The following is a 24,591-nucleotide window of genomic DNA, read 5'->3' on the forward strand; positions in this document are numbered from 1 at the left end:
CGGTTTGGTCGCTCAAACTTCGGTTGCTTCATCCCCTGTAACCATCACCCAAACAGGAAAGGAACCTGCCATGTCCCACACAACAAACGCCTCAGCAAGAGGACAAACATCTCAACGCCGGGATATCCATCAAGAAGTAACGGATACTATTATCAAGCAATTGGAAAAGGGCACCGTGCCGTGGCACAAACCCTGGCAAGGAGAAGAAACGAAAGCCTTCGGTCTTCCTTACAACAGCATTACCCAAAACCATTATCGCGGTATCAACATCGTCCTGCTTTGGAGTTCTGCTATCGAGAAACAATTTGCTTCTGCCGAATGGGGAACATTCAAACAATGGGCGGACAAAAAGGAAATGATCCGTAAAGGCGAAAAGGGGGCAATGGTCGTTTACTATGACGTCTTGGAAAAGGAAGAAGATGACGAAATTCGCAAAATACCTTTCCTGAAAACTTCCTATGTCTTCAACAGATGCCAATTAAGCAGCTATCAGCCAACCAATACGGATGATACCCAACAACCTAAGCAGTCCCTAGTTGAGAGAATCCAGACAATGGATTGTTTTATAAACAATACGCAGGCGATTATCGAACACAGTCAACGAGGAGCCTGTTACAGCCCTAAAGAAGATAAAATCTATATGCCTTTTACCGAAGCTTTCATTGATACGGAAGCTTGTACCGCCACAGAAGGTTATTATTCCACATTATTACACGAACTGGTGCATTGGTCTGGAGCACCTAATCGGATCGACCGCGCTAAGTGCAAAAAGTTTGGCGATCAGAATTATGCTACCGAGGAATTAGTAGCCGAGCTTGGGGCGGCCTTCCTTTGTGCGGAATACGATATAACCTCAGCCGAAAAAGGCGATCACGCCAACTACATCGCTAGCTGGTTGAAAGCGCTTAAAGATAACAAGCATTGTATTATCACCGCAGCTAGTAAAGCATCCAAAGCCGTGCATTATCTAAGAGGATTGCAGCCTTAGTAAGGGCTAATGAAATAAAACTAAATGCCCCAACAAATATTGGGGCATTTTTCGTGACAATCTCCCGGTTTAAATGCTTGGCTTTAGCTAATTTCTTGGTTACCTCTTATCTCCAACTTAAACAAGAAATGGCTTTAATTAGCTAAACCTTCTTATTAGCATTCAAAGAATAAATTTAATGTAGAAGTAAAAGAAATATCTTCAAAAGACATCTAATCGTTGGATATACAGTAAATTACAGTTATTCTTCATAGGCTAAATATAAACTATTCTATGTTTAATTTTTTAACAACGTTACCAGCAATCCTAGGAATTATTGGTTTTGTAATATATTTAATACTAAAGAAAAGCATTACCGAAGATCCAATTATCAAATCTATTCTAGAAAAATTAAGGTACAACGAACCAGGGTTTTACAACCAACTAGACAAGCTTTCTGATTCAGAAAAAGTTAAAATCTTAAAAACTGACTATAGATTACGAGATAAAATTTCTGAAGGTGACCGGAAACTTTTAGATAAATCACTAACTAACCAATATAGAACAAACTTATTTGTTTACTCGCTTTGTGCGATTTTACTACTTGTTGGAATTTATTTATTTACTAGACCGGTACCTCTTCAAATAGATAATATTCAAGTTCAGAATACCGATAGCAGAGATAATAATCAAATAGTTGATCTTGATCCTATTACAGTAACTTGGACATCTAGTGGGAAAAATGGAGATATATTAGTTGCGTTAGAGAATATTGAAACTGGAAAACAAACAAAGCGATATAGAGCTTTGGCATCTGATGGTGAAATAATCTTCAAATCTGACAATTATGATAATTATGATAAAATATTAAGTAATAGATTTCCGAACGAGAGTAATAAAATACGAGCAATCGTTTATTCGGGTCAGGAATCTTTTAAATCAAAGCCCTTCGAAATTAAGGTAGGAGTAAAAATTATCTGCTTACCGGAAGAGTCAGATAAACTGGTATTTAACGCTATTATTGATCAAAGAATAATCGATAACTTTCATTTTGCGCCAAGATTAACTTTATTTAAGGACGAACATTTTAATAATAAGGAGACATTTGAAGCTCCTGAATTTTCATCACGACCAACACTTGTAATCAGGAATACCAAAGATTTTACGATAAGTAATTTTGCCCTTTCAGTTAATCCTAGAGACATTGTAAATACTAAGGTTTACAGGACAGATGTTGAGTCTTTGAAAGTTGCATTTATGGAATTAAAAAATAAGCAAAATAAATAGCACTTATCTTAGTAGTCCTTTTAAGCTCAAAGCAGTCAATTAAAACTTAGTCGTCTTTTTGCACTACCATATCAGTCACTAACACATCTTTCATATTGTCGGATAAAGCATATCGGGAGTCTATTGCCACAATCATCCGGGGTAGATGATCAAGTAGAGCCATAAAAAGCGGTTGAAGGCCGAAGCCTTTTAAAATGACTTTATAAGAAGAGAAAGTAAGAGTAATCACATTCTTATCTCCATCTAGCTTGAACTCACCGGAGACTAGATAGGAGTAGCTTAAAAATACCCGTCTACCATCCGGCCATACCAAGCACAAGCTTCTAGAGTTACCCGGTGAGTCATAATAGTCATTTTTATGGCTTACCTTTGAATCCGTATCAACCTTAGTGGGGTCATTTTCCCGCATTTGGTCGTAGCGAAGTTTAAATCCTTGGCTCATAGTCCCGGTCTTTTTGCAGTGAGGAAGGCTCTTTGTCTCTGGATTTATCTATTTGTGAAGAACCCCAATTTATATCTTCTCTGATTCGTTGGTGCGTTATATCCTTGGTTTGGCTTCGCTTCCCGACTAACTCTAGGGCGGATTGCCGTTCGCCTAACTCGGAAGCGTGTTCCAGCAATTGTTCTTTGTCGTCTGTGTAAATGCGGGCACGTTCCCGCCCACGCGAGACAGAAACATAGAACTGTTTAGAATCTGTGGCGGGAAAGGTTGCTGCCGGTTGCGAGATAAAGACTTCATCGACCGTTTTGCCTTGCGAAGCATGAGAAGTGATGCAATGCGCATGCGCTAAATGCCCGTAATCTTGTTTTAGCTCATAAGTGCCTTTGCTGATATTGTTGCGAAGGAGTAAACTGCCATTCTTGCGGACAGATACGACTTCCAAAGTTTGCCCGTTATTCAGCCGTTTCTTTTCTTCATCAAAGCCGTTGCGGGTTATGCGGATCGTGTCCCCCTTCGCCAGAGCGATTTCATCTTTGCGGTAAAGGTCATAGTCACCGCTTTTCTGCATCGGCAAGGGGAGTACTTTTCCCTCCTGATTTTTAATGGTCACTCCCTTTTCTGAACTGCTATCGACCGTCCACATACTGCCTCGCTTAATGCCAGGCGCGTTCTGATTGAACTGAACGACTTGACCTTTTTGAAGATTTCGCCAGTCGCTTTTTTGCGCTTCCGTTAGGTTAAGGTTGGCAAGGCGGGTCGCTGAAATTTCTTTTTTGCCTATTAATCCGTTTGCTTTGAGTTTCTGGCGGATGTCTTTTGTGACTTGGTCGCCTTGCTCATGCGTCGGGGAAACCACTAAAGCCGATTTTCCTTTCTTGATCGATTCAACGTAATCATCCACTAAAGCTTTATTGGGTTTTAACGGATCAATGCTTTGGATCGAGCCGATACTATCCAGTTTCTCGAAAGCGTCCTTCACCTCACCTTTGGATAAATCTTGCACGGCGGCGCGGTAATGTTCATTTCTTTGCCGGTAGATTTTGCTTACCTCAGCCGTTTTAATTCCGCCGACTGTATTGAGAATGCGCAGGGCATCGCCTCTGATCACACTGGCGTGCTGACGCGTATCGCCCCCTAAGATTAGCCGAGCATTTTGCTTAGTAGCCAAATCGAGCAATGCCTTCATATCCTTCGTGCCCAGCAGCCCGGCTTCATCTACCCAAAGGACTTGGTTCTTTAATTGTTGCTGTAATTTTTCGTCGGTTAGTAATTTGGCAACCGTTTCCGCTTTACTGAACCCTTCTTCCCGTAATACGCCGCGAGAAGCCTGAGCGGTAGGAGCAACAACGGTGACCTTTTTACCGGCTTTTTCCATGTGGGCAACGGCTTCTTTCATCAGGGTGGTCTTGCCCGTACCGGCAGCACCGCGGATGATCGAAACCCGGTGGGGGGTGGTAAGCACATGCTGAACAGCAGCGGCTTGCTGACCGTCCAGTTGCAGTTTAGGCGTATTGGTATAAAGAGGCTTGAGTTTACCTTGTCCTAGCCGGGCTAAATCAACCATTTCCTTTTCTTCGGATAAAACTTGGCGGGTAGTGCAAAATGTTCGTGACTTTTCCTTTACCTGAATAATGCGTTCATCCGTGCGAAAGCGTTCCGTAATGGCCTCAAGGGAAATCGTGGTGCTACCTAAACTATGGCGATAGGCAGTTTCCAGTAAACGGCGATCCGGCATAACAGAAGCTCGCTCAAAGCCGTGCAATAAAGCATGGTCGACGCATTGAGAAGGAGAAAGCGTAACTTTTTCTTTTTCCGGGGCAAAACGGATAATGCGCTCACCTTCGCCTTGCTCATTCGGAACCAGTTCTTTGATTTGTCGCCGCCATTCGGCTTTCAGTTCGGTCATGCTCCTACCCTTTTGCTTTTTTGCGCGGGTACGTGCGCCTAATTCACTAAGCTCTTTGGCATCGGTAATCCCTTTCTCTTTGGCAATGCGCCCGATTTCATCCGTCCGCTTGGAAAAAAGATCAATGGCTTTCTGCGGCACACCTTCCACTTCAAATGATTTTTCAGTGCGGCGTACCTGGTAGCCCAATTTGATTAAACGGTCGGAAAGTTGCTTGTGAAAACGAGCCTGGTAATAGGGCATGTCACGTTTAATATCGCGGAATTGGCCGGCTTTGATTTGCTTTTCCTGCTCATCCCAAGTAGCGTTGAAGACAAAGCAATGAGCATGTAAATGGGGATCGGGGACAGAACCATCGACAGGCCGAGCGGTTTGATGAACGAACTCTGCCCACATTAATTCACCGGTGTTCCGATCATCGTACTTGCCTTCTTTCCGTACCCGCGTTTTACTATCTTGTTCCATGTCGTGCATTGTTGCCTGAACACTTTCTTCAAATGCTTTTAACAAATGATCGTCCTTAGAAAGTGCGTGGATGATGGAGACGGATTTGGGACAATGAAAATTAATATCGTAGCCAATCGTGCGCTCTTCTTTGGTGCGCGGGGTGATTGGTTCACCAGTTGCAGGGTTGATATTTTCACAAAGGGCAAAGAAGGATTCCTTGTTGGCCTGCCCAGTCAGATTTAAACGTTCAGCGAGGCGACCGTGCATGCTACCTTGGAGTTCCTGATCGTCTATGTAGTAATCCGAACGGGAGAGGGCATCGGAAAAATACGCCTTGGCGTGACCGGCTGAGTTGCTTTGAATCATACGAATCATAGCTGAAATATTACAGGCGTTTACAAGGTAATGGCGGCTGTTTGTGCTCTCGTTACTGTTAGTGCATAAGGGATAAACCGGTAGGAAAAAGGAAGCAGTGCAAAGGGATCAGATAGGCTGGTTAAAGAAAAATCATCAGACTTCTTCCCTAAGCACTGCTTAGGACAATTACTAGCGGGCTTCTACTAGATCGTCTTCTTCTATAAAGGCCTTGGCAAGCTGCCGCCGTGTTCCTGGATCGGCAGGTTTGTGACCGTAAAAATGAACTCCGCGCGTTTGACTGGCATCAAGCTCATCGACAAAGGCAGAAACCAACTCCTCATTACAAATCATCTCATCTATCTTATCCATTATAAAGTCGTCGCCTTTATGGTAAGCAGCTATGTAACTTAGAGAGTACACGATACTAGATGTTATTAGCAACATACCGACCCGTTGATCCATCCATAAGAGAAGCAAGCCAATTAAAAAGAAAGGGGCGGGTTCCAATATTATTTCAATGCCCCGTTTATCAACGGGTTTGCCGCCGATGCGTATCGCATAAAAGATCGGATGAATTCTGCCGGCAGAGAGACTATAGCGGGCAAAGTCAAAAACGGAAGGTAGACGGATAACTTCCTGCCAACGAAAAAAACAGCCAGCGGCATATGCGGCTAAAAATAAGTACCAGCTTACATTATCTTTTATAATCTCAGGTAACGTATCTCCATACGAGCCAAACATACCACCCATGGCGTAAGGGAAGAAAAAGAATACAACAAATACAAAGCTCGCTACAAAAGGAGAGAAATATCTCTCGCCCATATTTTTCCGGAGAAACACTTCCAGCAAAAGGCGTGGCATGGAGGCCACGGAGAGGAAAAAATCCAGCAGCAATTCTTTAATGTAGTTCCTGCGCCGGAAGACTTGACGGTAATACAGATTTTTTTTCATAAGTGATAAAAGGTTAAAGTGAAACAAATGGTTTAAATAATTAAGGTTGATAATTTTGGTTAAAAGCCATTTTTGTATGGTTGAGACCTTTGCGGATGGTATCGCCTTGCTGGTGGAAATAACCTTCCACGCGGTAGTTGTTTTTAGAACCACCCGTTTTAAGGCGAATAAATTCTTCGGGTCGCACCAATTTTTCTAGCCTAAGCGATTGGGTTCTACTTTGAGAGAAATTCTCCCCTACGTTAACCGTACCCGACTGATCTTCAAAGAAAGCCTCTCCAATGAGTTCCGAGGCATAACGGTTTGTTTCTATATCCGCGTTAGCATGAAAAATCTTGGTGCCCAAAGTGCCCAAAAAGCTTTTTACCCGGTAATCGGCCTTATGGCCGCCCATGTTGGCATAGTAATTTGGCAAGTTCTGCGATATATAGACAGTGGCAATGCGGCTGCTTCTAGCTGTAGCTTGATAATCCGCGTCATGCTCATGCAAAAAGTTCTGCGCTTCATCTGCCCACAAAAACATGGGACGCGAATTCTGAACCACGTTGCGTTTTTCCATCGCCCTTTGCCAGATGTATTTGAAGAGGATCTGACAATCCCGTCCTACCTTGTGGTAAAGCTTTACCGGTAGATTAACCAAGATAATCTTACCTTTCAGACTATCCTCCGGCGTGACGGTGGAGCTATTCCGGCAAAACAGGGAATAAATCGGCTCACGTAGTAATCGGAACAGGAAGCCCGAAAATGTAAAATCAATGATCGACCGTGTTTTATCACTTAAGGATATAAAGTTGTCTACAAAGAACTGATCTAAAAACTTGAACAGCCGTGCATCCGGGAGCGCTTCTAGCATGGCCGCTTCGTAAACGGCCTCATCTTCGAAATCTAGTTTTTCAATCTCAGGAAGATCTAATGTCCAGGCATCAACTTGTGACATCACTTTCTTCCGTGCCTCCTCAAAGGCTTGGTGAAAAGGCTTAGCATCCTCCGGTGAGTTGATTTTTAATCCCTCTTTATTTTTCGGTATTGTTTGGACAATGTCGAACATTAGCTGCACCGACACTGTGCCATAAGCCAACTTACACAGATCAATAACATTAAAGATGAGCATGTCCAAGGCGGTTTCCCAAAAAGCATCGTCGCTTTTTCCTTCCCCTTTTTCTTCACCGGCTCGTATAACAGTCTTGAGAACTTCAACAATGTTTTCGGTAATAGCTTCACTGCCATCCGCTTGAGTAGATTCATATTCAAGAAAATTGAAGCTATGAGCACCGCCTGGTTCAAGAATAATCAGATCGTTTTCACGATTGATAATTCGGCAGTATTCCTGCCAAGCTTGTTTTTCATCCGGCTTTACAGTGAGCACTAGGCCACCAAAACCGGCAGCTAGATATTTCAAGGCTAACATGCGGCCTGAACCGGAAGTTTTACCGGAACCAATGCCACCGAAGATTTGTGTTCCTTCTACGGCATGACGTATCGTCCAATAGCTTCGCTCCGTTCCCGAAGCAAGCTCTATAATCGGCATCTCTAAATCAAACGAGTTCATAAAACAGCTATTTGCGTTGTGTGATACAAAGGAGCAAACAACTGATCGTGAGTGCAATAGACAACGATTATATTGCCATTAAAGCGATTTCCATTAGATTTACACAATTTCCACGTCAATTTGGAAATCAGGAAATTTGGAAAATAAGATAATCTAAACTTTACAAACTATGGAGTTGCTGGTTTCTGTAGCATCAAAGCTGTATGATCAAGTAAAAGCTAAATTTGAAAAGGATATCAAACAAAGGACTAGCAAACTATCGAACAATAAACTACCGGATACGGAAGAAGCCATTTGGAACTATCCTAATAATACGCAGTCTCTTTTTAGAGAATTAATCGGGGATTTTGAACCGCTGTATTTAAGGAATAAAGTCAAATATAAAACGGAGAGGCGTTACAAGAAATCAGGCGAAGCGTTGTTAAACTTCAGCAGACCAGATAAATTAACCGCTTTCCTTATTTATCTAGATTATCAAGGAGAAGACCTTAAAGATAAATTAAATGCATTTTTGGAAACGGTAGATTCCAAAGAACGATTGTTTCACCATACCCACCTGAACCAATCTCGTCCTACAATAAAAGCAGAGAAACCTCGGGAAGATGTTGAATTTTATCTCGAACAAACTGCCAAATTACTCTCTAAACGCTATACGCCCCGGCTATTAGGGAAGAGATTTTGGCTGTATTTTTATGGTTACGATAAATTCATTTATGGTAACGATGACTTGCCAGATGCAGCAGAAGACAAGTGGTCACTGGTAAAGGTGGAATTTGCCTTTACGGATATGTCCGGATTTGATCTGAAAGTGACGTTAACAAATACGGGTGCGATAGAGCATTACAATTATGTCGGTAAAACCGACTTTTTAACTTCTTCGGAGCAAGTACTCGTGATCAATTGCCGTACCGAGCCGGATTTAACCAGGCAACTGAATATCAAGCTACACATTGGCACGGGTAACGGAGATATATTTATCGGGCAGTATTTAAATTATGAAACAGAAGGCAGAATAATTAGCGGTAGCTTACTGCTCCAAAAAATACCGGACGCGGAATCGGACATACAGCCTAAGATTTATCGGGTTCCAAATTTACTGCCGGGTATAAAATTTTATACAGAGGATTTTGAAGGTGTAGATAAAAATATTTTGCAATACCTCCACGACGAAAGGCTGAATTATAGGCGTACATCTATCAAAGCCGGTCATACTTTAAGAAGCCTTGAAAAATGGCTTAAAGAGTATGAAAAAATCCATCGAGAAAGTATTTAATGAGGTGAGTTGAATAAAAAATTTGGTTGAAGCCTATGGCTAGACTACTTTATAATGGCTGACTCGAAACCGTAAAGAGGCGAGGCGTCGGCAATTTCTTTCCCGTATTCCAGTAACGCTTCGCGGTATTTAATCAAAGTGATTACTTTAAAATCAACCGGTGTTATGTAAGAGGGTAGCTGAAATGTATCTTGAGACATAACTTCGCGCATCCAAATTTCTCCCACAACCGAATGTTCCAACTTCGGTTCATATTTTAGAAAGGAGATAAGTCTAGCTTTTACATCGGCCTCGTAATGATTCAAATAAGTTTTATATTGTTCGTAAACGTATGGCTTATAAGTAAGGCAAGCATTTTCAGTCATTTCAAAATTACGTATCAATTTGACGTGCTCTTCCGCTTGTTTAGTAAAAGCCTCATCGCTTAACATGCCTTGCTCATGGTTTTGAATAAGAACGCGCAAGAATGGCTCATACTTCAGCACAATGCAATCATGGGGAAAATAGCCTAAAAGTCGCTCAATTAAATCCCGTGCTTTAACTTCGTACTCAGGCAGGGTAATGGCTGCGTCAGCAATATCTTGCCATTTGATAGCATAGCGGCGTCCTTCAGCTACAGCGAACGCGTATGCTTCCTTAAATTGCTCCACATCACCGTTATATACTTCATCAATTGTTTTTTGGCGCCAATCCACTTTTATTAAACCTTTGTTCGGCGTAAATAACTTTATTTCGTATATTATCATAACTGAATTTTCAGTCAAACAAAATCAAAAAGGAGATGGAAAGTCCTGACGAAATAGAAAATGCATTCCCACCTGAATATTCCCATGTCGGTGAAAGGGTGCGCGAGGCGCAAGAGCGTATCCAACAGATTGAGGAGCAAATTAAAAATGTCCCCAGTGATCGGGGAACAGCACCGCAATATAATCCACCCGTATTTTTACGGCCTAGACAGCCGGGAGACCATAACCAAACGGTAAAAAGCCTAGAAAAACAGATAAGTCAGATAAAAGACGATGTGATGCGTTCGGTAGACAAAGAAATAGTCGACGCTGACCCACAAACTGCCAGAACGGTACGCGATAAAACGCGTGAAAGCCTATATCCCAATCCATATAAAAAAATGGATGCGACGAAAATGGAGGCGGCTAAAAGCCAATCAAGGGATTTGGATGCTTCACAAGACTATAAAGACGCCCAATTGAACCGCGAACCAGCCCCTGATCTTCCAGAAAGGGAGCAAGACGCACCTGACCAAGCAAATCCGCAACCAACTCAGCAAGAGAAAAAACCACTCTCAATGTCCGCCCGATTTTCACAATCATTAAGCTCCACGAAAGTAATAGAAAAAGATGATAAAGCGCCAGATAAAACACCAAACCCAGAAAAAGGTAAAGAGGAAAAAGATAAAGACTAGTGAAAGAAAAAAAGTTACCGCTCCGGTTCAATATCCTTGTCTTTATCCATCGTTTTAGTTGGTTCGTTCTCCCCCTTGCTAGTACGCTCTCCGGTCAGCCAGGACGGATAACGTTCCTTCGCCTTTTCAGATAAAAACTGGTTCCGTCCTTCTTGAAAACCATTCCCGCGTAAGTTTTCTGCCGTAGCCTTGGCTAACTGTTCGGCAAGTTCAGGGAGGTGTTTAGCAATGGTATAACCTTCATTAAAGCCTTTCTGATAGTCCGGCTCCGGTTTGTGCGCTTCTTCCATATATTAAAAAGGATTTCGGGCGTTTTTCTCTAAATAAGCGTCAATGGAATCCCGGTCATATAGAATAATTTTCTTCTGTGGCTGAGAGTAGCGAATTTTCCCTTCATCCCGCAGCTTCTGCAAGGTTGTCTTGGATTTAATATTCAGGAGTTGCATAGCTTGCTCATCAGAAACCCATTTTTCTTTTTCTTCGTTATGCTTTTCTTTCAGCCGGGCAACTACCTGCTCGACCAAAGCATAGAAAGCTGATTCTTCAAGGCAAATGACTTGCATATATAATTATAAAAAATTGGCTACTACAATTTGTCTATAGTTAATTGATTTCATTTTGCATTAAATGCTTCAATCGAAAGAACATAAAAAGTAAAGTCTTATACTTTCAAGCTTTATTTTAGTGCTCAGGAGGAATTTAAATATTTTTTTAATTATATTGATATTTAACTGTTTGTTTTGCTCCAAGAATTTGAAATTCTATGAGATATCATTTATTTGGTGTATTAAGAAACTTAGTAAATGTATTTATTACTGATTCCAAATTTTTTTCAATTTCACATTCCCAAATTATAAGTACTCTCCAACCTAACTTCTTACAAGTTTCTTGATGCTTTTTATCCCTTTCTATATTCTTATATAACTTTTCTTTTCAAAACTTTGTATTCGTATTTGGAATTCTTCCTTCACGACAATCTTGATGATAATGCCAGAAACACCCATGAACAAAGATTATAGTTTTATATTTTGGCAGAACAACATCAGGTTTTCCAGGTAAGTCCTTCTTATGGATTCGGAATCTATACCCAAGTTGATGCAGAATTGTCCTAAGGATTTTTTCTGGCTTTGTATTTTTGCCCTTAATACGGCTCATTACAAAACTACGCTTTTCACTTGACCATATATCCATCTTAATATTTTAAGAAATACTTTCAAGAAAATCACTAAGGCTTTTACCTACAGCCTTTGCTAAAGGGACTGGAACCCCATTGCCTATCATTTTAAATTTTTTTGTTAAGGAAAGTTTTGCAGGAAGAATGTACGAATCTTCGACTCCTTGTATACGCAACGATTCTCTTACAGATAATCTTCTGTTTAAAAATGGATGTAAGTGTACTTCATTATTGCCGTAACATGTAGTAGGACTATACTTGTAACGGTGTAATCTTTTAAATGAAGGCCTATTAGTCTCTCCTTCCTTTATTTTATCAAGCCTATCAAGGTGTATAAGAATGTTGAAAAACTCTGAACTATTTGCAATATTATTTTCCTGCTCAGGCGAAATCAAACAAGATTGGACACATAGTTCTAATGGTATGTTTTTTGGTGCTTCTACATTTGAACCAAATGAAATTGGGTCAGGCCATTTATATTTTGTAGAAGAATTAGAATAAATTTTATTTACAGGAAAGGGAAACCACCTTCCATCGATCCCAATGTTAATTCTATTTATATCAAATTTGTATTTATTTATTCCAATAACAAAAACTCTTTCTCGAAATTGAGGAACTCCGAAATCAATACTATTTAAAATTGCAAAATCTATAAGAAATTGCTCTTTCATAACTTCTAAGAGCTCTAAAAAGTGCTTTGCGCTTTTTTTTACTTTTAAAAGTCCTGTAACATTCTCCATTACGAAAAATGCAGGTTGTAATTCTATTATCTTATATAAAAAAGCATCAGTCAAAGATCCCTTGTCGCCCTTAAAGCCATCCAAATTCCCATTTAAGCTAAAATCCTGGCAAGGTGGACCACCTATAACCCCAAAACAACTTGGCTTTTTCCCATTGAATGCCTCTTTGATAATAGTTTCTGGATGAATATCTTTTATTGAATTAGTATTAGATATTTTAAAATTCCCATCTATACCTTTACTCTTTTTCCATGATGTTATTCCAGAAGCATATAAATCTGCGAATATTATATCTAACTCATTTGTCCAAACAATATTAAATCCAGCATCTAAAAAGCCCATATCCATGAACCCTCCTCCTGTAAAAAAAGATATAACAGGAAGTTTTAACTCCTCACTCATAAATCGTAGTTGTCTTAGTCGCAGAATAAACGTTACTAAGGATTCCTTTTCTTAAATTAAAAATATTAATAAGTCGATTCCTCTTACTAATAAAATATTCAGGATTAGTATTTGTAAATCCAGTAACTGTAACGGAATGACATCCATTATCCAGTAAAACTGTTATATTTCCATTTGAATATTGGACTACATTTTTAATAAAACCACTAACATCATTATAAACATTATTTAAACTTAGGTTTTTTAAATAAAATGAGCAGGCAGGTCTATATAAACAATAAATGCAATTCTTCTCATTTACATTCGCATTATAAAACCCAGTACTAATACTTTTGTTTGTTTCTGCCAAAACCTTTTTAGCATCATCAAAAGCTGCTTTACATTCTTCTAATGAGAATTCTATCGAAATTTTTTGTTTGGCTAAATCTACTAAACTTAATCGCGTTGGGAACCTGCTTGTACACTCATAGAAAAGATAGGCGTATAGTTTCAGTTGTTCCAGATATTCATCTTTTATCTCTGTACTTATCTCACCATTTTCGTTTAGCGTATCCTGTGTTATAGCCCCTGTCTTAAAATCTATAATCTCTATATCTTGCCCAATCTCTAGTATTAAATCAATTTTTCCACCTATCAAGCCGTCTTTTGATTCAAACCACTTCTCAGCTATGGCCTTCGATTCAACTATTTTTCTAGGTAAATTACTTAAATGCTTTTTTAATTGAATCTTTTTTATACCATAATCTTTAACACTTTTCTGAAGGGGGGTAATGAAGCCATTCCCTTCTTGGAGCAATCTTTTTTCCAATGAATTAATTTCAGCATCAAATCTTGTTTCAAGTTCAAAATCTGTTTTTATTTCTTTGATTGAAATTAGTTCTAATATTTTATGCAATACTGTTCCTAAATATGCATTTGGAGAAACTGGCAATAATGGTTTTTTTTCGAATGCTTCAGCAAGAATAGATTTATATGCACAACTTTTTATAGAATAAAACTGGCTTGGAGAAATCCTTTTGATTTCTTTATATTCGATTTTACCAATTTTATTCATAATCTACTTCCTAGTTTTTCGTAACACCATCCTGGCCTGCGATGCAAATTAAATGAATCAATAAAGTTTAAATTACCATCTAGATTATTTGTATACTCTCTTAACTCATAAACAATTTCAGTTAACCAATTAGCTACTCTCATATTTTTCAAATCCCAATAAGGATGAATAATTAAAATTACATTCTCATGATTTTTCCCAAATTTTATGAGGGGAAGTCCATTAATTTCACCTTTTAATTTTTTTCGAAATGAAAAACTTTCAAAGAAATTATCCCTTAATTTGGTTGCAAATTCAGGCCAACCATTGAGTTCTATATAATTATTAAAATTGTTATCTGTACCGCAAACATACTGTGCATCATTGAAAGTTCTCAGCAAGGAAAAACCTAATCGCCAATCAAGCAAGCTGTGATAATTCATATTGCGGTAAACTTTTAAACACTCATAACAGGCATCTTTACAATTTTCTTGGTGCTTATGTAGATGTATTTTTCCTAAATACGAGTTAGGATTAGCTGGTAACATTGCTTCATTTAATACTTCTTGGAAGTTATTATATAAATATCTTACAAAGCCAGAGCCATTAGGCAACTCATCTGTCAAGATAATTTCTGCTACTTTTCGTCCTGTTTCATCATCAAGAGATTTCATAGAGATATCAGCAATTTCTATTTCAGCAGGATCAACGTCAAGTTTATCAGCTAAAATTCTTTGCAATAAGAATGCTGCCGAGTAATAACCAGAACGAACTCCATTTGCTTGTGCCTTTACGAAATGAGGCTCACTGTCCATTGAGAACATATTTAAATCTAATTCTAATGGAACAGATGCTGGAACAATTCTTAATATTTCAGTATTCTTATGATTTCCAATACAAATTGTTTCACTTACAACACTGTTAAGTACCATTTGCAAATTCATAGCATAACCATTATTATCAGAATAATTATTAGCAAATTCATCTACTATCCATTGATTTACAAATTTGTATCCTTGACTTAGCCCAAATGGAAATCCATTTCTTATTTCATATAAACGCCCTGAAAAAAAACGGTCAGAATTAGTATTAACTCGCCATGTTATATCTCTATCACTTATTGATATAATTGCATTCCCAGTTTTAGTAAAATCAATCTTGCTGTCTTCCCGGTTTGTTTCTGCAAAGATTGGTGGTCGGGAAAGTATTATTTCACTATCATCTCTCATATCACTGCCCTGCGATAAATTTGTTCTATATGCTTTTGGAGCTTTAAGAATAACAGGCCTTTGGTAGCTATCACCTTGTTCGCCGCAATTCTGACAGGCCAAAAGCGCATCATTTACCTCATTGTTACTATTATAGGTTTTAAAAGCTCCGCAACTTCGGCATCTTGACATCCATTTGTTTATCGAAAAAGGATTTCCATCCCAGTTATGATTACCAAATTGATTTAGCTTATTTTTAATCTCTGTTGTAAAACCAATTACTTGATGAATTGCCTTATCCTTTGTCTTCTGAGATCCAGGTGCAAATTCATATATCGCCATTGATTGGGCTCGATCAATCGTTAGAGTTTCTAAATGTTGGTTGATACCGTGATATAAGTTTTTTACAGTCGTAGGCATGCCAAACATTGGAAGGACGCCACCTTCCGCTAGTTTTTCTGAAATATCATTAGTAGAAATCTCTTCATTATAAACTACGGTTTGAATTTTTTCTATTAAGCCATCATTGCTTGTTATATCACAAACCCAATTTATAAACTTATCACGATTTGGTTTTAATTCCTGTGTAAGTAAAGCATCTACAACTTCCTCAACCTGTTTTGAACTGCTTCTAATCCAATTAATAATTTGAGTTTTATAATCAATCCAATTATCTACTGTGCCAAATTCTCCATGTACGCTGGATTTACCTTCATTATTATTCACATTAGGTTGTATTGTTAAGTATATTCTTCGCAATATTTCTTTAGAAAGTAATCGTTTAAAAATCCTTTCCTGCCCCATTGTAAGAAAAGGAGTGGGTGGAGCATCTCCTGTAATTTTATGAGGATTTGAAAAGTAAAACTCATCATGGCTTCTACCTCTGCAAAAAGTTAAGACAACAGAATATGCTTGACCCCTACGACCTGCCCGCCCAACTCTTTGTTGGTAGTTAAATCTTTGTGGGGGCATATTCCCTAACATTACTGCCTGTAATGCCCCTATATCAACACCAACTTCCAATGTTGTTGTTACACTTAATAAGTCAATTGTTTTTACTTGTTTATAACCTTCATCCGGCAAAATAATATTTCTGAAATGTCTTTGTCTCTCAAATTGATCGTCAGTTTGACCAGTAAGTTCTTCACAATGCAAGCGAATTGGAGATCTTTGTTCTTCTATAGCATTGTATGATAAATAATTCTTCTTCCATACATCGCTACAAACTTTATCTGGTTGAGTGTTAAGTGGCGTAAGTGAGTAGGTACAAATGCCCCCACTAAAATGCAGGTGAGGTCTGTTGCCTCTCAAGCTAGTCCAAACATTATCTGTTCTGGTGGCAACCTTAATAAACAACTCTTCAATAATGATTCCATTTGCCCCATCAAGAAGGCCGCTTGACGAAAGAATACTAAAAATGGAATTCCCTAACTCAGTTTCAGACTTAGATAATCTATTTGCAACTGCTCTAATATATCTTCTAACTTGGCTTGGAAACCTTGTGTAATCAATTAAATTGAAGGGATCTGAATCCTCAACTTTATCATGTTTAAACTTATCTCCCAAAATTCTTATTGTTGAATTTATTATCTGCAGAAGGTCCTGTTGCCTCATTGCTAAAGTATTTGCTTCTTGAGATATACTTTGTAAATCTGGATTTATAGTTACAAATCCAAGTGCAGAAGATTCAAAAGAATAAAACAGTGAACCAAAAAACATTGACGCAAGATTACTGAAGGTACCTTCTTTCAAGTTATATATAAAAGCTTGGTCTGCTCCAGCTTGCCACTTAAAACTTGTAAAATCTATTAATTCATACCAAGGAGCAAATTTAGAATTTAATAACCGAGATTGGATAGCAATATCATTACCTCCTGGATTAATTCCCAGTTCAATAAAATGACGAATCAATGGTGCAAGATTTACTGAATTAGTTATATCTACAAGTTCTCTCACGCTGAAAATCTTTTGACGAATTTTTTCAACCTGTTTTTTTGCATTATTCCTTTGTTCTACTATTAAGGGAAGGCTTCCAGGTAAAGCTGATAATGAAATTAGCCCTTCAACTTCTTCAACTTCCGAACTGCTTCTAACTTTAAAGCCCTCAATCTTATCAAGTTCATCGGCTTCATAAGCTTTTAAAATATTATGTTTTGTTAATACTTTTTTATGCAGTTCATCAACTAAAATCTCCCTAAGTAAATCGGTGAAATGGTTTCTTTCGATTCCATTTGCTATTTGAGCAGCATCCTCTCGGCTGTCAGAGAATACAACTAACTTTCTTTCAGCCTCACTATTTGGCAATTGGTACATTAACTCCTTCGCAAACATCTGTGTAGTCTTAGCAAAACCTGTTCGGAAACCTCTTATTGATGTAAATTTTCTTTTAGGTCTGTCTTGCCTTCTATTCTGATGGTTTACTCCACAGCATGGACAAACATTAGGAAGTGCTTTATGGGTTTCATCAGCACTTATTTCACCATTCGCGTCTGGCAGAGCAATATCTCTTCCTGAACTATTTATAATCGTAAAATAGTAGCCTTTTATCCAATCATTCGGGATTTCATCTGATTTTTCATGTCCTGAGGAGCCAAATTCTATATCTCCAGAAAGGTTATTAAGTGATGCAGGAACCCATCTCGCTTCAAAATCTATCTGATTATAGCCGTTTAATGTAACCTGTCTCCAGTAGTTTGCAGGGATTCCATGTTCTTTATCATGTGGTGTGAATTGTTGGTTTCCACAAGGCCAAAACACAGCATATTCTTGAAAACTACGTCTTTCTACAAGTTTGGCAGGTGTTTTTTCTGGGATACCTTCAATATTAGGACTTATAGGAAGTAATTCAAATGAACTAATTCCTGAAGCATTTCTTGTTATTAACCGACTACCACCAAACAAAGTAGTTCCACAATTATCACAATACAGTAATTCTAAAACCCGGTATCCATTCTCTGAGTTAATTCTTGTCGTTGAATAAAGCTTGCCGGCTGTTCTTTCTTTATCTGCAAATTTAACTTCAACATCATCTGATTTTATAGAAGCCCACATACCTTCTATGTTTCTAAAAAAATAATGGAATCTATATCGGGGCAACTTTCTTTGATCTGGGATTATATCAGCAATGATTTTAAACCTAGGCTCATCAAGCATCGCTCTTACTATTAACAGTCCCCTTAAAGCCATCTGCAACTCTTCATAAGAAATTACGCTATTGAAAATTGTATCGGCAAAACAGGGATTATTATTATCATCTCCGTCTGCTTTTATTGAGCAAACTGCCTTGTAAGCTATTTTATCGTTATCACTTATTTCACAGGCATTATATAATCTTTCCTTTAGCTTTAGTGCAGGATTTGAAATTGCATTTAAAAGCCTTTCGATCCCAGTTGAGCGCCTATCTATTTTATATATTCCTTCAAGATTTTTTGCAGAATTTTCGCAAATGTCTATAAAATTATCATGGGTAATATTACCTTTTACAGTATCATACGCTTCAGCAATTTTTATAAATGGTCCTGTTGGAAGCTTTCTCTCAGTCTCACTAAGAGAATGAACAATATTATTTTTGCCTTCTATAATTTTGAATGGCTTTATATCGCTATCAATTCCAAAAAAATCTTCAAGAAATTTTTTACTTTTTTTACCTTCTTCATTGTCGCCTGCTTCTAACGAAGCACTTGATGCTAGTATTCGAAGCTGATCGTGATGTGGATGTAACCCTAAACGGTTTAAAACTAACTTTAATAAATAAGCTACTTCCGTTCCTTGAGTGCCTCTGTATAAGTGTAATTCATCAATTATTAAATGGAATATTCTATTTTTCTTTTCTGCTTCCCTTTGTTCTTCTGGCAAATCGCTACAAGCCAACCAACTTTTTGTTCGTTCAAAGATCCCTGAATCAACTGCCCTCATGAGCATGATACTCAACATAGAGTAATTTGTAATTAAAATATCAGGTGGAGCTAATTGCATATCAAAGCGACATCGCATTTCTGAACCATCGAGCCGTTGAAAAAATGATTTTAGCTCCTTCGCTTCATCTGCGGTACGTCTTTCTTGTCGAATATATTGTGCAACTCGTTCAGCATCTTTTTCCATCTGTTTCAACTGTGCGGTTAATTGCTCAACTTTGCTTTTATTTATGGTTGATGTTCCATCAGTTTTAATTCTCCTCAGTTCACCTGCTACTGGTGAGCTTCCATTATACCTGCCAAAAAAGATTGCATTACCTTTAGCATTTTCATTTAGCCAAGCTCTTGTATCATCGGAATCTAATGCTTTTCTTAATCGGCTCATTTGATCTTCAACTAAAGCATTCATTGGATAGAGAATTAAAGCTCTAACACCAGACGGTCTGGTTTCGTGATGCCTTTGCCTAACATTATTTGCTAGACTAAAGTCGTTAGCGTTAACAATTTGTGCCTGAGTTAAGCCTCCTTGAGTTGTATCTTTCCACCAATTATCTACAGATTCAGGCTTTGTGCCAGGAGCGCTCCAATTTGAAAGCTCTTTTGAAAGTTGCGCAAATAATGGAAGAAGAAAAGATTCCGTTTTTCCGGAACCAGTTCCTGAGGTAATAATACAATTATTACCCTTCAAACTTTCTTTCAGCATTTCTGCCTGATGAGAGTGTAACTTTGCATACGAAGGAAATAGCCCTGTTTGTACAAGGGCTTTAAATGTATTTTTTTCTATTCGATTTAAGGCATTACCTAAATCCTCAAGTGTTAAATCTTCAATGTGTTTATTACTTGATATATAATCAGGAAGCACTTCAATCCAAGGCTTACGGTATAAGACTTTATCATAGTTTAATAAAGCATATCGTTCTTTTTCGATACTTTCAAATTTGGTTCCGAACGCCGTTTCAACATACCTGATAAAATTTTCTTTTATAGTTTCAAAGGCACCTATTGGATCTTTCATTCTTTATATTAGTTTGGCAGTTGTTTCTATATTCATATGAAGTTTGAATTTGAAGAAATTATCGATAAAAGCCGAAGGTACATGCTGGTAAACGTTGTACCATCTTTTTTCGCCCCCTAATGGAAATTCTTCAAACTCAGGAAGTTTTCCACTAATTTGTAACAAAATTCTTGACATTACTTTGGGCAAAGGTAGGCTGGCTGGAATTTCAAGAGTAGTGTTATTACTAAAAATTAAACCCGGCTTTGAGAACAACTCTTTGGAAAATCCCTTTTGTTTCTCAGCATAATGGTTCAACAATAAATATTTACCCCAATTTTTATCTTCGACTTTGTAATATTGCCCATCTATCCATAAGCCATATTCTTTCCAGTATGTTGTGTAAGTATATTCAACTAAAGAATAACTCTTCGAAATTTCAATTGTTTGTTCGAATTTTAAAGTAGATAGATTAAAAACTTTTCTTGCCCAATCATTACCTTCTTGTGAAGGTGAAAGTTTATTGTCTAGAATAAATTTCTCATATTCATTTAAAGAAGGAATAAAGGATTTTAATTTAAGAATGTACCATTCATCAAAGATAATATTTAATTCTTCTGCAAGTTTTACAAATTCCTCCACATTATTGCTCTCAAGAAAAATAGAGTCTGGAATAAGTAATTGTAACTTCTCTGATATATTTTTTACAATTTTAATCGTAATTACAGATTCTTTTTTTGAGCAATAAGCAAGAAGTTGTTTGATTAACTTCTCATCCCTGCCTCCAATCAATGAAGCCCTCTTTCCACAATCGCTTGGTATTAAGATTAATTTTGGGGGAAGAGTTGAGATAGTATTTCTTGAGTAATTGTAATCAACAAACCCCAAATTATCAATTAAATTTAGTGTTGATACTCTATTTTGCTGAATATTTCCGACTTTCTCACAAAAACATTTAATAGATATAGTTTCAAAAACCTCATTATATTCTTGAATATTACATTGTTTTTTGGCTACCAGCCATTTCAATAATTCATTTTCTTCTCTATTATACTGATTAATTGGCGAAATTCTAAGTATTTGATTATTTACAAAAGATTGCCTATCTCCAATATTATTACCTGGATTAGAAGCAATGTAATTTCCCTGTATATAGCCGTCCTCCAAATTGATTGACGAATCAAATTTGTTATACTTTTCTAATATATTATTTGACAATCTTCTATAGTCAGCCTCTATAATTCTATAAGCTTGCTTATTGCTGGCATTTTCTTCACCATCAATATTTATATAGAAATCATAATCTAAATAAATGCTGTTCGGCAACAACCATCTATTGTTATTTGCAACTGCCTTCTGTAACCAAATTCTTTCATCCCTTCCTATATATTGCAAGTATATAACTTCTTGACCGTTCGAATTTAATATTTCAATTTCTGGGAGTAGGGCTAATAAGTAGGTTCTAAAATTAATTTTCAGCCCACCAATAAGTCGAATTGATTTTTCTGTGTGTACGGTAAGTAATGGTATTTTATTAAGTGATTGAACCGGATTAAGGAATTTAAATAATGAGTAGTCTTCAGGCAAATTATCATATTCATTAGAAAAATTTAAAAAGTTGCCGACTTTAAATGTATTTCCCCATTCTTCTATTTCATTCCTTATATTATTTTGACAAAGCAAAAACATCCAATCCGTTTTTGACAAAACATCAGTCTCAATCCAATACCCTGTGCTTAGTTGAAAAAAGCCACCACTTATAAAAAGCCTTACTTCCCTTTCTGGAAATTTCACAATCCATTTATTAAACTCGTCTTTTAGTTCAAAAGAGTTAAGGGTAACTCTTTTTGGTAAATCAATCTTTTTAGAAAAACCTGCTCTTTCATATAAATTCTCATATCCACCTATTGTGAAATCTTCAGGATAGTCGATAGACGAATATATTCTATATGAGAAATCAATTATACCTTCATCTTCGTTAAACTTAAATTGTAACAATAAAGGGGCTACAGTATATTGCCGTCTCTCACTTTCATGTCGTCCTACAAAAAATCGTTTATTTGATTCTCCCGTCCATCTGATATATTCTCTCTTTGCTATATCAATTAAAGATTGGCCTAATTCATTCTCATCACTATTTTTAATTAGGTCTATAACATTACTTCTCAACTTGAGAATGGTTGGACCATAATTAAGTAAGTGTCGTTTAAATTCTTGAACACTATAATTCGAATTTGGAACCATTCCTGCCTCATAAAATAACTTGGAAAAGTTTACCAATGATTTCGGCGATAAAATGCATTGTGAAAAGGGCTTTCCAACGTAAACCCAATGTAAATTAATGAAAGGCCTAATTGTAAACGTACCTAAGTCACTATTTTTTTTGTTCTTTGACCAGTTTGCTAACTCAGTCCATAGTTCATTAATATTATTATTCTTGAAATCCTTAGTATATATTTCCTGCTGTATTCCATTTTTAAAAAGAAAAGAATTTAGTCTACCAAAGTAGTTATTAGTACTAAAGGCATTATCCACCTCTTCAATGAGAGGTAATACAAAAAATACCAAATAGGTAATATAAAGGGGAAACTTTATATTAATAGATGCAATACTAATAGCTCTACGTTTATCATAGCAATCCTTGGCTTTTTCAGTTAAATTGCCTTTCGAGCCAGGAAGCCCTGATTTAATTGCTAATATAAAGTCAGCCCAGACTTCTTTATTAGATTTTCCGTGCAGATATTCCTTGCCAAGATTAATAATCTCTTCTCTTGTAATATATAAATAAACCTCTTTACCACCATTCCCAGGATTAAAAAAATGTTCTGAAATAATATTATTCCATTCAATAAATTTCATTGTAAATAATATTTTACTAGGATGTGTCTTCCATCGTGAAGGATAAAACTTCCTCCCACTTGCCTCGCAACCTAACGTCGGTTGAAAATTAGTGAGACAGGTAACCTATTTAGTTTTTGCAAAAACAGCTAGACCTTTAATTAACAACTTGATTGAATCTCTCATAATCTTACTGTTAAAAGACAAGAAATAAATTTGAGCCTATTTCTAATCTGATTTTAAAGTAAAATATAAGTTTTTGTAGGACGGAAAATAATTAATTTTCCTGTAATTGGGGTACAAATGTTTTGCCTAAGTTAGCCAATGGAAGCTTAAAAAGCAAAAAAGCCGCTTTCTAGCGGCTTTTTAAGTACTAGGGGAAAGACTTAAACCCGCACGAACTAATGTTTATAAGATTTTAAGCCTGAGATGAAGATCAAACTTTTAAACTGACAAAGAAACAATGTTGTATTATTGTTGTAGTAATAAAAAAGACAGCTACAACATTGTGTCATAACTGCCTGATTATAAATGTGGTGATGATTGGAATCGAACCAACGACACAAGGATTTTCACTCCTAAACATGCTTCTAACGCCATTTTATAATTGTTGTCCAAATGTTGTCCTGTTAATTTTAGGAAAAAAGAAAAAGCCGCTTTATAGCGGCTTTTTAGTGTACCAGGGGCGGGACTTGAACCCGCACGTCCTAATGGACACAAGATTTTAAGTCTTGCGTGTCTACCAGTTTCACCACCCCGGCAGGGCCAACTTGCGTTGTGCCAATTCTATAAAGAAAAGACGTTGCGGGCGCAACGTCTCTTGAAGGATTTCTTCTTCGAGCGAAAGACGGGGTTCGAACCCGCGACCTCGACCTTGGCAAGGTCGCGCTCTACCAACTGAGCTACTTTCGCGTTTCTAACTCGTTTTATCGATTTAGTGAGGCAAATTTAAGCACTAATTTTCATTTGTCAAGTACCAAATTAAAAAAAATTTAACATTCTCTTCTTCTTCCTGATTATCAGCCTTATTATTTCTTAACTGCTGCAACAAAAAACCCGACTAACACTGATGGTAACCTGTAAACTTATTAAAATAGATTTCAAAACCGGAAAGCTTGTACAATCACCTTACCACTGCTTTTTCTACGAAATAGAGAGCTTTTTTCGCCCTTAGTGAAGTCAACCACCCCTACCCTCCTCATCTTAGGCTCCAATTAGGACGCTTCTTTTCTTATCAAACCCTATTTCCAGTTTTCAGCGGGGAACTACTCATCGCTGCCCGTTTGCCACTGGCAGGAGGAGCAAAACACGTTGTTAGGCGAACAGGCGAGTATAAATTCCCGTTCCGCCAGTTACAAACGGGAAGCAGCAAAACGCAGGAAAAGTACTTATTCTTATTACGTGTTTTAATCGAATCCTAAGATGAGAAGGGGAGCTATACAGCCAAATTTCACCCAATTAAAAAAGTAAATTTACAAAGAGAGGCACCTACCGTAATTTCACCCATCTGGCTTTTGAGCGCCTTGTAGACTTTCGGTCTCGACAGGTGTCGGGATTCCGCAGCGGAGCGAGGAAAGAAAGGATACACCGCGCGAAGAAGCCAAACGAGGCCCATCGGTTTTGAGGCTATACCGCTTATAGAAAGTAATAACTTGCGAGAGTCTCGCCAGACAGGTTCAGATACAGAAA

The 24,591-nt window shown here is 37.5% G+C and carries 15 protein-coding genes and 2 tRNA genes; 4 read left to right on the forward strand and 13 right to left on the reverse strand.

The window, feature by feature from the left end:
• The first annotated feature begins 4 nt into the window (after nucleotides 1-4).
• The gene (locus AHMF7605_RS20930) at nucleotides 5-988 is read left to right on the forward strand and encodes an ArdC family protein (RefSeq protein WP_199200281.1); all 984 of its coding nucleotides are present in this window, start codon (nucleotides 5-7) and stop codon (nucleotides 986-988) included.
• Between the two features lie 273 nt (nucleotides 989-1,261).
• The gene (locus AHMF7605_RS20935; protein ID WP_106931964.1) at nucleotides 1,262-2,254 is read left to right on the forward strand and encodes a hypothetical protein; all 993 of its coding nucleotides are present in this window, start codon (nucleotides 1,262-1,264) and stop codon (nucleotides 2,252-2,254) included.
• 425 nt (nucleotides 2,255-2,679) lie between these two features.
• On the opposite strand, the gene mobF is transcribed toward AHMF7605_RS20935, so the two are convergent.
• From mobF to AHMF7605_RS20955, 3 genes are all read right to left on the reverse strand, one after another.
• On the reverse strand, nucleotides 2,680-5,424 hold the full coding sequence (gene mobF, locus AHMF7605_RS20945) for a MobF family relaxase (RefSeq protein ID WP_233219211.1): 2,745 nt from the start codon (nucleotides 5,422-5,424) through the stop codon (nucleotides 2,680-2,682).
• 171 nt (nucleotides 5,425-5,595) lie between these two features.
• Complete coding sequence (locus AHMF7605_RS20950; protein ID WP_106931967.1) at nucleotides 5,596-6,357, reverse strand: hypothetical protein; 762 nt, start codon at nucleotides 6,355-6,357, stop codon at nucleotides 5,596-5,598.
• 40 nt (nucleotides 6,358-6,397) lie between these two features.
• The gene (locus tag AHMF7605_RS20955) at nucleotides 6,398-7,906 is read right to left on the reverse strand and encodes a type IV secretory system conjugative DNA transfer family protein (protein WP_106931968.1); all 1,509 of its coding nucleotides are present in this window, start codon (nucleotides 7,904-7,906) and stop codon (nucleotides 6,398-6,400) included.
• Nucleotides 7,907-8,075: 169 nt separating this feature from the next.
• On the opposite strand from AHMF7605_RS20955, the gene AHMF7605_RS20960 reads away from it, so the two are divergent.
• Nucleotides 8,076-9,179 carry a hypothetical protein gene (locus AHMF7605_RS20960; RefSeq protein WP_106931969.1) on the forward strand — a complete coding sequence of 368 codons (1,104 nt, stop codon included), beginning with the start codon at nucleotides 8,076-8,078 and terminating at the stop codon, nucleotides 9,177-9,179.
• 44 nt (nucleotides 9,180-9,223) lie between these two features.
• Here the strand turns inward: AHMF7605_RS20960 and AHMF7605_RS20965 are convergent, their stop codons facing one another.
• Nucleotides 9,224-9,925, reverse strand: coding sequence for a hypothetical protein (locus AHMF7605_RS20965; protein ID WP_106931970.1), 702 nt, complete (start codon nucleotides 9,923-9,925; stop codon nucleotides 9,224-9,226).
• A 35-nt stretch (nucleotides 9,926-9,960) separates the two neighbouring features.
• Here AHMF7605_RS20965 and AHMF7605_RS20970 point away from each other — a divergent pair, with 35 nt between their 5' ends.
• On the forward strand, nucleotides 9,961-10,599 hold the full coding sequence (locus AHMF7605_RS20970) for a hypothetical protein (RefSeq protein WP_106931971.1): 639 nt from the start codon (nucleotides 9,961-9,963) through the stop codon (nucleotides 10,597-10,599).
• 14 nt (nucleotides 10,600-10,613) lie between these two features.
• Here AHMF7605_RS20970 and AHMF7605_RS20975 read toward each other — a convergent pair whose 3' ends face one another.
• The 9 genes from AHMF7605_RS20975 to AHMF7605_RS21015 form a co-directional block, all read right to left on the reverse strand.
• Nucleotides 10,614-10,889: a hypothetical protein gene (locus tag AHMF7605_RS20975; protein ID WP_106931972.1), complete on the reverse strand. Its 276-nt coding sequence runs from the start codon at nucleotides 10,887-10,889 to the stop codon at nucleotides 10,614-10,616.
• 3 nt (nucleotides 10,890-10,892) lie between these two features.
• A complete protein-coding gene (locus AHMF7605_RS20980) occupies nucleotides 10,893-11,162 on the reverse strand; it encodes a helix-turn-helix domain-containing protein (RefSeq protein WP_106931973.1) in 270 nt (89 codons plus the stop codon).
• Nucleotides 11,163-11,532: 370 nt separating this feature from the next.
• A complete protein-coding gene (locus tag AHMF7605_RS31155; RefSeq protein ID WP_199200282.1) occupies nucleotides 11,533-11,790 on the reverse strand; it encodes a very short patch repair endonuclease in 258 nt (85 codons plus the stop codon).
• A gap of 9 nt (nucleotides 11,791-11,799) precedes the next feature.
• Nucleotides 11,800-12,915, reverse strand: a complete 1,116-nt coding sequence (locus tag AHMF7605_RS20990; protein WP_106931974.1) for a DNA cytosine methyltransferase — start codon at nucleotides 12,913-12,915, stop codon at nucleotides 11,800-11,802.
• A complete protein-coding gene (locus tag AHMF7605_RS20995; RefSeq protein ID WP_199200283.1) occupies nucleotides 12,908-13,969 on the reverse strand; it encodes a PD-(D/E)XK nuclease family protein in 1,062 nt (353 codons plus the stop codon). The genes AHMF7605_RS20990 and AHMF7605_RS20995 overlap by 8 nt, the downstream gene beginning before the upstream one ends.
• Nucleotides 13,966-20,085 (reverse strand): DEAD/DEAH box helicase, encoded by a 6,120-nt coding sequence (locus AHMF7605_RS21000; RefSeq protein WP_106931976.1) that lies wholly within the window; start codon nucleotides 20,083-20,085, stop codon nucleotides 13,966-13,968. Before AHMF7605_RS21000 ends, AHMF7605_RS20995 begins: the two co-directional genes overlap by 4 nt.
• A gap of 3 nt (nucleotides 20,086-20,088) precedes the next feature.
• Nucleotides 20,089-22,923 (reverse strand): hypothetical protein, encoded by a 2,835-nt coding sequence (locus AHMF7605_RS21005; protein ID WP_106931977.1) that lies wholly within the window; start codon nucleotides 22,921-22,923, stop codon nucleotides 20,089-20,091.
• Between the two features lie 656 nt (nucleotides 22,924-23,579).
• A tRNA-Leu gene (locus AHMF7605_RS21010) sits at nucleotides 23,580-23,663 on the reverse strand.
• Between the two features lie 78 nt (nucleotides 23,664-23,741).
• A tRNA-Gly gene (locus AHMF7605_RS21015) sits at nucleotides 23,742-23,814 on the reverse strand.
• Nucleotides 23,815-24,591 lie beyond the last annotated feature (777 nt).

Origin of the sequence: Adhaeribacter arboris (assembly GCF_003023845.1) — a bacterium.
GTDB lineage: Bacteria > Bacteroidota > Bacteroidia > Cytophagales > Hymenobacteraceae > Adhaeribacter > Adhaeribacter arboris.